The following is a 12808-nucleotide window of genomic DNA, read 5'->3' on the forward strand; positions in this document are numbered from 1 at the left end:
CCGGATACCCGCGTACGCCGCTTCGGCGGAACGCGCAGGGGCGTCCGTCGTTGACGGGGGTGGGACGCACACCGCTTCCGGGTTCCCCGACCTCGGAAACGGCCCCGTGGTCCTGGCATCTGGGTCCCGCTCCTACCCCTCCGCTGGGGCGGTGCGCATCGCGGAGTGGCGGTGCCAGCCCGGGAGGGCGCCTTGCCCTGTGCGCCAAGGGCCGGGAGCCCATGTGAGTGGGCTGCCGGCCATCCGTCCGCGGCTACTGCACCTTCCACTTCAGCGGTTCCTGGTAGTAGCCCTGGGAGTAGGTCACCTTCCCGACCTTGGCACCCGCGGGGATCAGGTACGGGGCGCACCGGGTGTGGCTCTCGCCCTTCTTGAAGACCGATTCCCCGTCGTCCTCGACGCAGTCCTTCGGCCTGCTGCTCAGATCCCCGAACACGAGCAGGGGGGTTGCCTTGGAGCCGCCATCCGTCTCGGCACCGATGTCCTTCATGATCATGGGGCCCTTCACCGGTTCCCCGCCCACATGCCGCGCGTCCACGTACACCCACGCCACCTTCTGACCCGCGAACTTGCCGTCCTTGAGCTCCTGCAGATCCTCCGGCTTTCCCTCCACGACCTTCTGCGGGGTGATGAGGAACTTCCCCGTCTTGTCCCACCTCGTGATCTCCTGCTCCTTCTGGCTGGGCTGGCCGAGCACGAGTTCCTGCGCGCCCGCCGCGGAGCCGGACTTGGCAGCCCCACCCGGCGAACCGCCTGCGGTGCTGCTGCATCCCGTCGTCAGGGCCACACCGCCAAGGAGAGCGGCGGCCACCAGGCCCATGCGCCGCGGGCGTCGAATACTGTGCCGAGTCGTCATTGCTTCCTGCCATCCGAACGTGAAACCACTGGTCGTGGCCATCGTCCACACACTACTTCGGCCGTACGACAGCGACCGGAGCTCCTCCCGCCCTGCGGGCACCAACCCGCCGGCGACTGCCCCCGCGTAGAAGTACGACGGGGTGCGGTTCGCGGAGGCGTGGGGGAGTCGTGACGTTCTGGACGTGGTACTCGTCCGCCCGAATGTGGTGGCGGAGGTCAGCGCCGATCGGGCCGTTGACCGGGGTGTTTTCCGGCACCCGCTCACGTTCCAGCGGCTGCGCATGGACGTGACCGTGGACGACGTCCCGCGGTTTTGGCCAGGGGCCGGCTGCGGCGCCGGCGCAGGAGTTTCGCGCGCAGGCGGAAGCTGCCGCGAAGGCGGCCGTGCTGCTGTGGCCTGGCCAGCGCCCCGCCACCGGGGACACCAGGCTGTCGCTGCCGTGGCCGTTCTGTCGGCCTTGCTCCGTCTGTTGGGGTGTCAGGCGGCGTGGTGTATCTGCCATATGGAGATGCCGTTGTGCTCCTCTGCGACATACAGGGTGCCGTCCGGGCCGAAGGCGAGTCCGTGGGGTTCGCGGTTGCGGTGAGTGAGCGGGTGTTTGGTGATCGTCCCATCCGGGGTGACGGAGCCGATCCGGCCAGTGGCCCACTCGGTGAACCAGCAGGTCCCGTCCGGGGCGACCGCGACGGCGTGGGGGCGGCAGTCGGCTTCGGGCAGCACGAATCCGGTGATCTCCACGCCTGCCCTCCCGGTCGTGAGCCGTCCGATCTGCCCGGCGCCGATCGGGTGATACGCCGCCATGAACTGTCCGATGCCGAGTGGGAACTCATACGGGCCTTGCCCCCGGGTTTTGGACACCGGAGAGACTTGGATCTTGATGGTCCAGGAGAACGGAGTCTCCGTGGGGATGAAGCATTATCCCGCCGAGTTCAAGGCGGACAGGTCGCGTTGTACCGGTCGAGGCCGGGAGCGACGATCAGGTCGGTCGCCGGTGATCTCGGGGTGAACACCGAGACGCTGCGGAATTGGATCAGGGCCGCCGACGGCCGCCGGCCCGGCGCCCACTCCGCACCGCCGGCCGCCGTGCAGACGGGCGGTGACGACGTTCAGGCGGAGCTGGCCGCGGCACGCAAGAGGATCCGTGGGCTGGAGGAAGAGCGCGACATTCTCCTCAAGGCGGCCCGGTATTTCGCGACGGAGACGCGCTGGCGAACCGCTGCCAGTTCGTTGACGACCACCAGCGCCGCCACGGCGTGAAGCGGCTCTGCGACATCCTCGGCCTCTCCCGCTCGAGCTTCGACTACTGGCGCCGCACCGCGGCCGCAAGAGCGGCCCGGCAGACCGCCGAGGCCGGACTCGCGGCCCGGATACGCAAGGTCCACCAGGACTCCGACGGCACCTACGGAGCCCCCAGAATCACTGCCGAACTCCACGACGAAGGGATACGGATCAGCCACAAACGCGTCGCGAGGATCATGCGGACCATCGGACTTGAAAGGGTCCGTCTGCGCCGCCGGCACCAGACCACCGTCGCAGACCATGCGACGCCGAAGGCGCCGGATCTGATCGGACGTGACTTCACTGCGGTCGTGGTGAACACGAAGTACGTCGGCAGCATCACATACCTGCCGGTCAGCGGCGCGAAGCAGCTCTACCTCGCGACCGTCATCGACCTCGCCTCACGCCGGCTGGCCGGATGGGCAATCGCCGATCACATGCGAGCCGAGCTCGTCACCGATGCCCTGGCGGCCGCCGAGCGAACCCGCGGGAGCCTGGCTGGAGCGATCATGCACAACGATCACGGCTCGCAATATACGAGTAGGGCCTTCGCTGAAGCCTGCAGGTCATCCGGGGTCGTCAAGAGGGAGACGCTCAAAGGCCGGAGGGCCTGGTCGAGCGAGCGTGATGCCAGGCTCGACGCCTTCCGCTGGCTGACCCGCTACAACATCCGACGCTGGCACTCCCGACTCGGTCAGCGGTCTCCGATCGCCTACGAGAACGGCCTCAAACCAGCAGCAACTGCCCTGGCCCAAGCCGCATAGACGTGTTCAAAATCCGGGGTCAAGGCCCCCGCCGCCCGAGCCCGCGATGAACAACAGGGGGCCAGGTGAGCTAAGAAGTCATCTCATTTGGATGGTTGGGTAGACTGACGGTCGTGGCGGGGATTGTTGACCGGCTGGTGCCGGATGAGTTGTGGGTGCTGTTCCAGCGGGTCGTGCCGGAGGCCCCGTCGCGACCGCAGGGCGGTGGTCGGCGTCGGCATGGCGACCGGGAAGTACTCGCCGCGATCGTGTTCGTTGCCACGTCGGGCTGTACGTGGCAACAGTTGCCGACGGCGTCGTTCGGGCCGTCAGGAGCGACGGCGCACCGGCGTTTTGCCGAGTGGAGCAAGGCCCGGGTGTGGGCCAAGCTCCACCGCCTGGTCCTCGATGAGCTCGGCGCCCGCGGCGATCTGGACTGGTCCCGCTGCGCGATCGACTCGGTGAACATGCGGGCCCTGAAAAGGGGGACCTGACAGGTCCGAATCCTGTCGATCGGGGCAAGTTCGGATCGAAGATCCACTTGATCACCGAGCGGACCGGTCTGCCCCTGTCCGTCGGAATCTCGGGCGCGAACCTGCACGACAGCCAGGCCCTCGAACCCCTCGTCCGCGGCATACCGCCCATCCGCTCCCGCCGTGGCCGCCGACGGCGCAAGCCCGGCAAGCTCCACGCTGACAAGGGCTACGACTACGCCCACCTGCGGAAATGGTTACGTCAGCGCGGCATCAAGCACCGCATAGCCCGCAGAGGCATCGAGTCCTCACAGCGACTGGGCCGCCACCGCTGGACCATCGAACGCACCATGGCCTGGCTCGCGGGCTGCCGCCGACTCCACCGCCGCTACGAATGCAAAGCCGACCACTTCCTCGCCTTCGCCAGCATCGCCTGCACCCTCATCTGCTACCGAAGACTCACCAAATGAGATGACCTCTAAGGCGGCGCAGCCCTCATCAACCGCTGTCGAGGCTCCCGAACACACGAGCGACCTATCAATCCACCCAGGACCCGAAGTCCGATCCCGAGGTGATCCCCGACGCCGGCAGGCACCCGGCGTCGTCAAGGTCAGCGACGAAGTCCACATCGGCCCAGCCGCCACGGAACAGCACAAGCGACAACATGGCCTCCGCCGGACCGGATATGACCACGCCAACCGCCCGTCGCTCCACTGCTTGACCGGCCCTTCGGGTTCTTCGGCCATAGCATGGGCGCACTCATCGCCTACCAGCTCACTCGCCGACTTCGCCGTCAGGAGGACCTGCTCCCCACCTGGCTGGGTATGTCCGCCTACTGCGCCCCGCGAGGTGAGGCCGGCGCCGACGGCTGCCCTCACCTGATGTCGGACGACGAACTGCGCCGCTGGCTGCGGAGCGTGGGCGGTAGCCCACCCCAGCTCCTCGGCAACGACGCCGTCTGGCACAAGTTCGCCCCGGCGTTCCGCAGCGACTTCACACTCGTGGACACGTGGGCCCCTCCCCGCAACCCCGAGCCGCTGCCCGTTCCACTCTCGGTATTCGGGGGCCGCCGCGACAAGCTGATCGGCGAGGACCGCCTGCTCTCCTGGCGAGCGTTCACGACGCACTTCCGCGGACTCGAGAGGTACGAGGGCAACCACTTCTACTTGATGAACCACCAGCAGCATCTCGCTGTCGCCATCACGGCCGCGATGCGTTCCGCCGCTCCTTGAGCTCGCTATCACCACCACGCCACCCGCCAGGTGATCAATCCCAAGGGGGTGTCCACGGAGGGTGTGGGGTGGGCCCTCAGGCGCCGGGGCCAACTTCGGGGTGCGTGAACCGCACGGGCCTGCCCAGCTCCCGGGCGTAGGCGATCTCGGCTCGGGTGCTGTCTCCGACGTAGTCGCCGACCACGAGCACCTCATCAGCGAGCAGGATCTTCGACCGGTGCAGTTCGTCGAGTCGAATCTTCAGCGCCTCAGCCTCGACAGGATCAGACCAAAGCTCGTGCGGCGACTTCAGGTCGCAACCAGGCTTGACGACAATCCGTCCAGCCTTGGTCTCCCGTAGATCGGCCTCGTTCATCTCGGCCATGAAACGAGTGGAGCCGCAGATCGCGACGATACGCGGGAAGCTCAGCTGCTTCTTCGCATCGGCGAGCTTCTCCTCGGGGGTGATCAACTGCGGGGACGACACTGGTTCCTCCTGGTGGTCCGGCCCGAGGGGTGTCTACGGAGATGAGAACGAAGGTGTCCAAGATCGCCTTACGGCGAACGTCATGGCCACCCTCGCGCTAGCACTCTATGCGACGAGCATCCCGACCTGGCGCCGTAGTGCCCGCCGGTCGGCCTTACGCCCCGCCTGAGAGACGCCGAACTGGTCACCCCCGCCACGAAAGGACCAGTGTCGGTTGCCGCGTTCACCGCCTCGAACAGCCGAGTCACGCGGCAGGGGGTCGCGGTATCGGCTTGGTCGGCCGGTCCCCTTCCGGTAGCTGCTGGCGGTGCCGGATCGGGCTCGGGTACTGCGACAACCCGAATGAGGGAGGCGTAGTCAGATGACCGCATTGACGGAGCGTTGTCCGTCGGCGATCTTGCGGCGCCGCTGCACCCGGCGCGGCCCGCCGCAGCTCAATGAGCACCTGGCGGCCTCCGGGCCTGGGACTGTCACGCGCGCGCCGAGGACAACCGCCAGCACGTCGATTCGATCCTGACGGTCCATCCGGCCGGCACGCCCGACGATCAGGTGCCTCCAGGCGACATCCTGGACAAGGAACACTGCTGCCTGGTGATCCGGTGGCCGGGAGGTGATGCCCAGCGGGTCGCGCTCGGCCAGCTTCTGTAGGCCTGCAGCAGAGGCGTCCACCCCACGTTCACCCCGCACATCGCCCGCCGGGTCGAATGCCTCACCGGCACCCCCGTGCCCGCGTCCTGATCGCCCCGGCCACCTGCCGCCCGCTCATCATCTGACCACTATCGCTGCGCGCTTCGACGAGGAGACCATGTCCACCGCATCTCACCAGCCCGCCACCAAGCCCGTTGCCGGGCCTTCCACACCCGGCCGCACCGCGGAGGGGGAGCAGATCAGGGCGGTCGCCTCCACGCTGGTGCTCGCTTACGGACTGAACCCGGCAGAAGTAACGCGAATCCCGGAGGGCACCTCGACGGACAACTACGCCATCGTGGACCAGAAGGGCCGTCGGTACTTCGTCAAGGTTTATCGCACTCAAGATCGCCTGGACCTGGAGCGGGCATCGGTCGAACTGTCCGAGTACGCCGCCGACGGAGGTGTCGCGACCGCGCGGGTAACCCGCACGCGCGAGCACGAGCTCATCGAGCCCCGCGGCCGCCTGCCAATGTCCCTATGGTCGTACGTGCCACACACCGAGACTGCCGAGGGCAACCTGACTGGTGCACGGTGGGCAGCGGTCGGCACAGCGATGGGCCGTCTCCACAGCCGACTCGCCACTCACCCCGCCGCCGCACCCATCCTGGAACCTGGTGCCGGGGTGTGCGACGTGGCTGCCGCACGTGACGCTTCAAGAGTCTGATTCTCGCGTACGAGCACAGGCCCAGACTTGGGGAGTTCGAGACGCGGGCTCTGCAGGCGGCGCGTGAGCGACAGGCCGTCTTGGGGGACGTCGAGCGTATCCTTGCTTCGCTTCCACAGTTGAGGTCCAGGTCATGCACGGCGACCTGGCAGGTCCCAACATCCTGCTGAAGAACGACGATGTCGCCGCGATCGTGGACTTCGGGCCACCCACGCCTGGGTACCTCGCCTGGGAAATCGTGCGTCTTGGCTGTGACCCCAAGAGCGTCCTGTCCAACGGTGTGGAGAGCTGGTTGCCGACAAGCTCCCGTTACTTACGGCATGGTCCGCGCGCACATCGCCACATAGCGCGGGGCTCCGTCCGCCGCACCGCCGCGGCCGCCGACGGTGCGACAGGTGACCGGCTGGCTCACCCGGCACCCCACGACCCTGACCGACGAAGACCGGGCCGGCCTGAAGGAGGTCCTGGCCCACTGCCCAGAACTGGACACTGCCGCCGGACACGTTCGCGACTTCGGCGAGATACTCACCGACCACCTCGGCTCCATACTCCCCACCTGGATCGACGCAGTCGAGGCCAGCCAGCTGCCCGGCCTCAGCGGCTTCGCACCACCTGCTCCGGGACTTCGACGCCGTGACAGCAGGCCTCACCCTCAACTGGAGCTCCGGCAGCATTGAGGGCGCGGTGAACCGCATCAAGAAGATCAAAAGGCAGCTCTATGTCTGAGCCGGATTCGAACTACTTCGCAAGATGATCCTGCTCCAGTGACGCTCAGTGAGGGCTCCCCAAGGTCTGTGACAGACCGAGTTTTTCAAGGCCCCTGCTCATTCAGGCGAGTCGGGTCGGCGGCTTGCGACAGGGCTGTCACAGCGTCGGAGATCGCTTGACCTTGCCCCAGAGGGAGAGACGACAGTGTCTGAGTCGATCACATGAGCGGGCGGTCTGCGCTCGCTGGTCAGACCAGGACGAAGAGGGGGAGTTCGTGTGACCGCGACCTGCGTCATTCTCGACATCGGCGGCGTGCTGGAGATCACGCCGGAAACGGGATGGGTGCAACGGTGGGAGGAGCGGCTGAGGCTGCCTTTGGGCACTGTCCATGAGCGGATGCACGACGTGTGGCGGGCTGGGAGCGTTGGGAGCATCAGCGAGCGAGAGGTGCGCGAGCAGGTGGCGGCCCGTTTGGGTCTCGACGCCCCCCAGGTTGAAGCCTTCATGGCTGATCTCTGGGCGGAGTATCTAGGGACGCCGAACGAGGAGTTGATCGCCTATGTGCAAGGGCTGCGCGGAAGCTGCAGGCTGGGCATCCTGAGCAACAGCTTCGTCGGCGCCCGGGAGCGGGAGACGACGCTGTACCACTTCGACGAACTGGTGGAGCAGATCGTCTACTCGCACGAGATCGGTGTCGAGAAGCCCGACCTGCGGGCCTTCGAGGCAGCATGCGCCAGCTTGGATGTGCGGCCGGAAAACTGCCTGTTCATCGATGATGTCGTAATCAACGTTGTGGCCGCCCAGGCGGCGGGCATGCAGGCGCATTTGTTCGAGGGCAACGCCCGGACCGTCACGCGCATCGCAGCTCATCTGAATGCCGGGCCCTTGGCCCCAGAGCAGGTCCCGCTCGGATGACTTCTGCCTGGCCGGTTTTCAGCGGTTGCCGGCCAGGCGTTGAAGCGGTTGATCAGCGCGCCCCTGCGTTTTCGGCTCGGGCGCGGGTGCTGGCGAGGCGGTAGGCGGCGGCGCCCGCTTCGATGATGGTGCCGTTGAAGGTGAGGCGGTCGACGACGGCCGCGCAGAGACGGGGACCGGTGAAGGTCTTCGTCCAACCAGTGGGGCTGGCGGGGTTCGGGATCATCCTTCGTAAATCGAACGACACCGTCACCCTTCGCAACGGCTCCCCAAGATCTGTGCCAGAACCCTCTCGCCGATAAAGCCACGCAACCCACCCCGCAGCGCCGTTCCCTTTCTGAGGCCGGAGGTGTAGCTGTCTCTCACACGGTCGGAACTTCTCTGGAGGGTGCGGGTGGAGCTGGCCGGCGGAAAGACCATGACCGATCTGCACAACCTAAGGGTTGTCCCGTAAATGATCTTTGAGTCGCCTGAGGCGAGGTCGGTCGCAGTGCGATCCGATCGCCTATCCGGCGAGGGCGAGGTTGTGCATGCGGGCGATACCGAGCATGGCGTGGTGGACGCCGTCGCCTTTGAGGCGGCAGTCGCGGAGGATCTTCCAGGTCTTCATGCGGGCGAAGACGTGCTCGACGCGGGCGCGAACCTGCTTGTGGGACTTGTTGTGCGCCTGCTTCCAGTCGGGCAGGTCTTCGCCTTTGCGGCGTCGGTGGGGCATGACGAGTCCGGTGCCGGGGTAGCCGCCGTCGGCGATCGTGAGTGTCCTGCCGACGGCAGCTTTGGCGCCGGATTCCTCCCACGCCTTGCAGTCGTTGCGGTTCCCGGCGAGCGGCCGGCCGACTACGACGACCAGGCGGCTGTCGGCGTCGATGACGATCTGGTGGCTCGTGGAGTACCGGTAGTTCTTGGACTGCTCGGCCACGGCGTGGTCTCGGGTGGGCACGAGAGTGCCGTCCACGATCAGCACGGTGTCCTTGGCGAACCGCTTGCGCGGCTGCAGGGCAAGCATCGGCCCGAGGTGGTCGATGATGCGGTCGGCCGCCGACTTCGAGACCCCGAAGAGTGGAGCGAGCTGGCGGATCGTCAAGTTCGTGCGCCAGTACGCCGCCACCAGCAGTGCCCGGTCCTCCAGCGGGAGACTCCACGGCCGGCCCTTGCGGACCGCGTCCGCACCCTCGCGCCGCAGCACGGTCACCAGCTTCCCGAAACAGCGCGGGCTCAACCCCGTGAACGGGGCTATCCAAGACGGCTCCGACGCCGTAATCACACCAGCCACACCAAGATCATCTCACCTGCGACCTGCAGTTACGGGACAGCCCTTAGTAGCGGATTTGGTGCCTGCCCTGGATACGGACGACAGGCGTGCACTTCCCCGGGAGACGTTGCAAATCGTGGTGGGCACGCGTCACGAACTCACGCTGCACCCGGCCCACGTGCACGGGCTCACCCAGCTCCTGCGCCAGGCCGTCGGCACCATCGGGGCCCGCAGCACGCCCGGCGGCGGCCAGTGCTTCCACTGCGTCGGCACCGGCCGTGCTCACCCGTTGTGGGAGCAGGCCGCCGGACAAGCCTGAGCGCCTGGGCAAGCCCACGGCCCTGGGCAAGGAGTTCCGAGCGGCGCGACCAGGGCCATCCGGGGCCCGGATCCGGGCGGGTACGCATCAATCCTGCCGATCGCGGCGAGGTGGGACGACATGGACTTCCGTGTGATGCCGAGGCGCTACGGGCCGACGGTGCAACTCGCCCCGGCCGGTGAGCTCGACCTGGAGAGCAGGTCTGCTCTCGACAAGCTGTACATCGGCGGCGAAGCCAATGCGGCACCTCACGTTCATGGACGTCACTGGCCTGAACGGCCTGATTACTTTCGTCGACCGGCTCGATTTGCCGCGGCATTCGGTTCTTCGCGTACAACTTGCAGCCGCAGCCATACCGCCTCCTGGACATCGTCGACGCCCTGTACCCGCCCACAGGCGCCAAGGGAATCCGCAGCGGACCCACCGGGCTGCTGCGCCGCTCCCTGTGCGACTCCACGGTCCACCGCGGCTAGGCGCGGGGCAGCCAGGCGTCGGCGAAGTCGGCGTGGTCGCGTGCGCGCTGGGCCCAGTCCTCGAGGAGTCGGCGAAAGCCCGCCATCGTGTACCGCTCCCCGGTGGCCGTGCCCGGCCCCGGGATGCCGGCCATCTCGGCCATGAGCCGCTGGGGCTGGGGCTGCCAGCCGGTGACCAGCACTCTCAGGCGCAGGAGTTCCGCGTGCCGGTGGAGGTCCAGGAGGTGGAACAAGCCGCCGGTGTCCATGGCGTCACGCCGTGCAGGTCTACCAGGAGGTCCCGGTCATCGGTGGTGACGTGGTCCAGGGCCTGCAGGCGCACCCCGCCCGCGTCCTCATCGAGTTCGCCTTCGGCGCTGATCAGGACCGAGTTGCCGCAGTGCTGAACGCCCACGTTGATCAAATTTCTTTCTCCCGTCACCCGCATGCACCGTCCTGCGGGTCTCCATCGTGGCCCGGCCTTCCCCAGGGACGGATGAGGCGCGCTCTCGCCGGCGCCGTGTGAACGAGGGGGTGAGGCCCTGGCCGGGCGTGGGACAGGGCCCCTCCAACGCGCCTTTGTGGGGGACGGTCAGGCACGCGTCGCCGGGGACAACGACTGCCGGTACCGGCGGGACACGACGCTTCCGCCAGCAGCGGCACCCAGGTCATGCTGGAGTCGTGAACGACATGAAGCCCAGCTGGGTGACCGACGATCGGTCACGCCGGTCCGAGTGAGAGGTCAGGCGTTGGACAAGCCCAGGGGGTGCCTGGGCAAGCCTCCGCCGGCGGGGGCAAGCTCAGGCTGCGTAGTCGCCCATGGGGCTGTCCGGTCAGGCGGCCTGGTCCAGGGCCGTGCGCAGACGGTCAGCGGTAACGCGCCGCCGTACGTCGCAGGGCTGCGTCCTCGGTCGTGAGAGCGATGTGCTCGCTGAACAACCACAGCACCTCGAGCACGTCGGCCGGGAGCGGGACGGGGGCGTCGGGATTGACTGCGGGCGCTCGTCGTTCAGCAGGGACCGCCAGCCGGGGCCTCCCTTTGGCTCCTTGACCCAGTACGGGCACTGAAGGTGACGCGTCCTTGTCCTTCTCCTCCTACCCGTACTGGAGGTGTGGGGCCAGCTCGCTGGCGGGGCGTCCAAGGTCAGTACGGCGGGCCGTGTGCCGCTGTGGGCTGGGAGCGGGATGATGTCACCTGCCCCAGATCCTTCGGTACGCCTCCCGGTAGCCCGCCGGATCCCAGGATGTGGCGTCTTTGCTGTTCAGGGCGGTGGAGAGGTGGACGGGTGCGACGTATCCGCTGGCGGGCTTGTCGGTAAAGGCACGGTTGAATTCGTCGATGATCTGCCAGCCCTGTTGGGAGAGCGGCTCTGGCACGGTGGCTGCTTGGTAGTGCTGGCGGTTGATGCGCTGGAAGGCGGAGGGGTCGCCGTCGCCTGCGCCGATGTTGAAGGGCGGGCCGTCGCCTTGCCTTCCCCCCGCTTGGAGAGCGGGGGCGGCGTCTGCGAAGTAGAGGTCGTTGATGGCGACGGAGTAGGTCCAGTTGTTCCGGAAGCGAGCCAGGAGGGAGGAGACCGCCTGGGGGACGCGGCTGGCCGAGTCCGTGATGGGGATGTTCTCGTAGGAAAGGAGACTCACGCCGGAGCAGGTGGCGAGTTCTCTCCGGATCAGTTCGGATTTGTTCCTGGCGAAGGGCACCGAGGCGTCGGTGAAGATGACGGCTCCGGCCTTGCCGTCGGAGTGCGCGATGATCCAGTCAGCGCTGATGGTCGCGACGTCCTCGACCTTGGTCGTGATGTTGGTGAAGAGCCTGGGATGCTCGCTCGGTCCTGGAGCAGGAACTGCGTGCCACCCGATGAGCGGGATGTGCCGGGCATGGGCCTGCGCCATTTGCCGAGAGGTCACTGCGGGGTCGAAGCCGCTGATGACGATGCCGGCGGGCTTGAGGTTGATTGCTTGGCTGAATGCGGCTTGGATCCCGGCTGGCGTGCCCTGACCGTCGATGACCCTGACGTCCCAGCCGATGACCTTCGCAGCTTCTTTCACGCCCCGTGCAACGCCCGACACCCCGGGGTTGGTCATGGCCTGTGCGACGAAGGCGATGGTTCTGTGTGAGGCGGCTTTGGGACCGGTTGTAGGGCCGTTCCAGGAACTGGGGGTGTTCATGGCCTGTTCGACGTTGCCGTTGGCCCGTGCGAGGGTGGCTGGGCAGCCGGCCTTCGACGGTCCTGTGGCGTTGGAGCCTTGATCGCAGCCGGTCGTGACGGTGGCGAGAGTGAGGAGGGCCGCGGCCGCCGTGAGGGGTCTCTTACAGACGGTGTGCATGGGCGATGTCCTTGTTGCGGGGGCAGCGCACGAGATCCGTTCCGGGGTGGGGATCAAGGCGGCGGCTCTCGACGCCGCCGGCAAATCAGGGTGGCGGCGGATTGTCCGTCATGCGAGGACCGGGTGGTGGCGGGAGGCTGTGCCGACGCAGGCGCGGCCGAGGGTCGTGATGGACACGGCCTTCGACGTGGAAGCAGGTCGGGCGGGTCAGACGCGCTCGCGGCTGCAGAGCGGTGGGCCGGCGCAATCACTGCTGGCGGTGCTGTCGTGCAGCCACTGTTGCACGATAGGCCCCGGCGACCAGGCCAGATCCACCGAACGCGGCGAGGCCGTACCTGCGACCGCAGCTACCGGCGAAGTGGGGATGCATCCTGGCTCCTGGGCGCTTGGCGGGTCGATGGGGGCCGGCCTGTTTAGCATGGCGGCGATGGG

15 protein-coding genes and 2 pseudogenes are annotated in these 12808 nt (G+C 67.4%); 8 read left to right on the forward strand and 9 right to left on the reverse strand.

What is annotated here, in order from left to right:
- Positions 1-253 precede the first annotated feature (253 nt).
- Both OG594_RS23965 and OG594_RS23970 read right to left on the reverse strand, forming a co-directional pair.
- Positions 254-856, reverse strand: a complete 603-nt coding sequence (locus OG594_RS23965) for a hypothetical protein (RefSeq protein WP_266602229.1) — start codon at positions 854-856, stop codon at positions 254-256.
- Positions 857-1336: 480 nt separating this feature from the next.
- Entirely contained in the window at positions 1337-1597 is a 261-nt protein-coding gene (locus OG594_RS23970) for a hypothetical protein (RefSeq protein WP_266602231.1), read from the reverse strand.
- Positions 1598-1760: 163 nt separating this feature from the next.
- On the opposite strand from OG594_RS23970, the pseudogene OG594_RS23975 reads away from it, so the two are divergent.
- The 3 genes and pseudogenes from OG594_RS23975 to OG594_RS23985 all read left to right on the forward strand — a co-directional run bounded on the left by OG594_RS23975 (position 1761) and on the right by OG594_RS23985 (position 4585).
- A pseudogene (locus tag OG594_RS23975) lies at positions 1761-2901 on the forward strand (IS3 family transposase).
- Positions 2902-3023: 122 nt separating this feature from the next.
- A protein-coding gene (locus tag OG594_RS23980; protein ID WP_266603152.1) for an IS5 family transposase occupies positions 3024-3823 on the forward strand; the annotation gives its coding sequence in 2 pieces (ribosomal slippage) (positions 3024-3359 and positions 3362-3823; 798 coding nt in all).
- 279 nt (positions 3824-4102) lie between these two features.
- Positions 4103-4585, forward strand: coding sequence for a thioesterase II family protein (locus tag OG594_RS23985; RefSeq protein ID WP_266602233.1), 483 nt, complete (start codon positions 4103-4105; stop codon positions 4583-4585).
- A gap of 76 nt (positions 4586-4661) precedes the next feature.
- Here the strand turns inward: OG594_RS23985 and OG594_RS23990 are convergent, their stop codons facing one another.
- Positions 4662-5051, reverse strand: a complete 390-nt coding sequence (locus tag OG594_RS23990) for a hypothetical protein (RefSeq protein ID WP_266602235.1) — start codon at positions 5049-5051, stop codon at positions 4662-4664.
- 357 nt (positions 5052-5408) lie between these two features.
- Positions 5409-5720, reverse strand: coding sequence for a hypothetical protein (locus OG594_RS23995; protein WP_266602237.1), 312 nt, complete (start codon positions 5718-5720; stop codon positions 5409-5411).
- Positions 5721-5856: 136 nt separating this feature from the next.
- Between OG594_RS23995 and OG594_RS24000 the strand changes: the two genes are divergently transcribed.
- The 3 genes from OG594_RS24000 (at position 5857) to OG594_RS24010 (ending at position 8028) form a co-directional block, all read left to right on the forward strand.
- Positions 5857-6405, forward strand: a complete 549-nt coding sequence (locus OG594_RS24000; protein ID WP_266602238.1) for a phosphotransferase — start codon at positions 5857-5859, stop codon at positions 6403-6405.
- A gap of 395 nt (positions 6406-6800) precedes the next feature.
- Positions 6801-7082 carry a hypothetical protein gene (locus OG594_RS24005; RefSeq protein ID WP_266602239.1) on the forward strand — a complete coding sequence of 94 codons (282 nt, stop codon included), beginning with the start codon at positions 6801-6803 and terminating at the stop codon, positions 7080-7082.
- A 307-nt stretch (positions 7083-7389) separates the two neighbouring features.
- Positions 7390-8028 (forward strand): HAD family phosphatase, encoded by a 639-nt coding sequence (locus OG594_RS24010; RefSeq protein ID WP_266602241.1) that lies wholly within the window; start codon positions 7390-7392, stop codon positions 8026-8028.
- Between the two features lie 52 nt (positions 8029-8080).
- Here the strand turns inward: OG594_RS24010 and OG594_RS24015 are convergent.
- Both OG594_RS24015 and OG594_RS24020 read right to left on the reverse strand, forming a co-directional pair.
- A pseudogene (locus OG594_RS24015) lies at positions 8081-8239 on the reverse strand (AAA family ATPase); the annotation flags it as partial.
- A gap of 294 nt (positions 8240-8533) precedes the next feature.
- Positions 8534-9301: a transposase gene (locus tag OG594_RS24020; RefSeq protein ID WP_266602243.1), complete on the reverse strand. Its 768-nt coding sequence runs from the start codon at positions 9299-9301 to the stop codon at positions 8534-8536.
- Between the two features lie 115 nt (positions 9302-9416).
- On the opposite strand from OG594_RS24020, the gene OG594_RS24025 reads away from it, so the two are divergent.
- Both OG594_RS24025 and OG594_RS24030 read left to right on the forward strand, forming a co-directional pair.
- On the forward strand, positions 9417-9599 hold the full coding sequence (locus OG594_RS24025) for a hypothetical protein (protein ID WP_266602245.1): 183 nt from the start codon (positions 9417-9419) through the stop codon (positions 9597-9599).
- A 338-nt stretch (positions 9600-9937) separates the two neighbouring features.
- On the forward strand, positions 9938-10072 hold the full coding sequence (locus tag OG594_RS24030) for a hypothetical protein (RefSeq protein ID WP_266602247.1): 135 nt from the start codon (positions 9938-9940) through the stop codon (positions 10070-10072).
- Here OG594_RS24030 and OG594_RS24035 read toward each other — a convergent pair.
- The 3 genes from OG594_RS24035 to OG594_RS24045 form a co-directional block, all read right to left on the reverse strand.
- A complete protein-coding gene (locus tag OG594_RS24035) occupies positions 10069-10320 on the reverse strand; it encodes a hypothetical protein (RefSeq protein WP_266602249.1) in 252 nt (83 codons plus the stop codon). The two genes, OG594_RS24030 and OG594_RS24035, sit on opposite strands and share 4 nt — an antisense overlap.
- Positions 10257-10466, reverse strand: coding sequence for a hypothetical protein (locus OG594_RS24040; RefSeq protein WP_266602250.1), 210 nt, complete (start codon positions 10464-10466; stop codon positions 10257-10259). Before OG594_RS24040 ends, OG594_RS24035 begins: the two co-directional genes overlap by 64 nt.
- Before the next feature lie 776 nt (positions 10467-11242).
- Positions 11243-12376 carry a substrate-binding domain-containing protein gene (locus OG594_RS24045; RefSeq protein ID WP_266603154.1) on the reverse strand — a complete coding sequence of 378 codons (1134 nt, stop codon included), beginning with the start codon at positions 12374-12376 and terminating at the stop codon, positions 11243-11245.
- Positions 12377-12808 lie beyond the last annotated feature (432 nt).

The sequence above is a fragment of the Streptomyces sp. NBC_01214 genome (assembly GCF_026340975.1).
Classification (GTDB): Bacteria; Actinomycetota; Actinomycetes; order Streptomycetales; family Streptomycetaceae; genus Streptomyces.

Excerpts from the sequence above, each read along its gene's own strand:
- OG594_RS24045 (WP_266603154.1), bottom strand. The coding sequence starts at position 12,376 with ATGCACACCGTCTGTAAGAGACCCCTCACGGCGGCCGCGGCCCTCCTC.
- OG594_RS23965 (WP_266602229.1), bottom strand. The coding sequence starts at position 856 with ATGACGACTCGGCACAGTATTCGACGCCCGCGGCGCATGGGCCTGGTG.
- OG594_RS24035 (WP_266602249.1), bottom strand. The coding sequence starts at position 10,320 with ATGGACACCGGCGGCTTGTTCCACCTCCTGGACCTCCACCGGCACGCG.
- OG594_RS23985 (WP_266602233.1), top strand. The coding sequence starts at position 4,103 with ATGGGCGCACTCATCGCCTACCAGCTCACTCGCCGACTTCGCCGTCAG.
- OG594_RS24000 (WP_266602238.1), top strand. The coding sequence starts at position 5,857 with ATGTCCACCGCATCTCACCAGCCCGCCACCAAGCCCGTTGCCGGGCCT.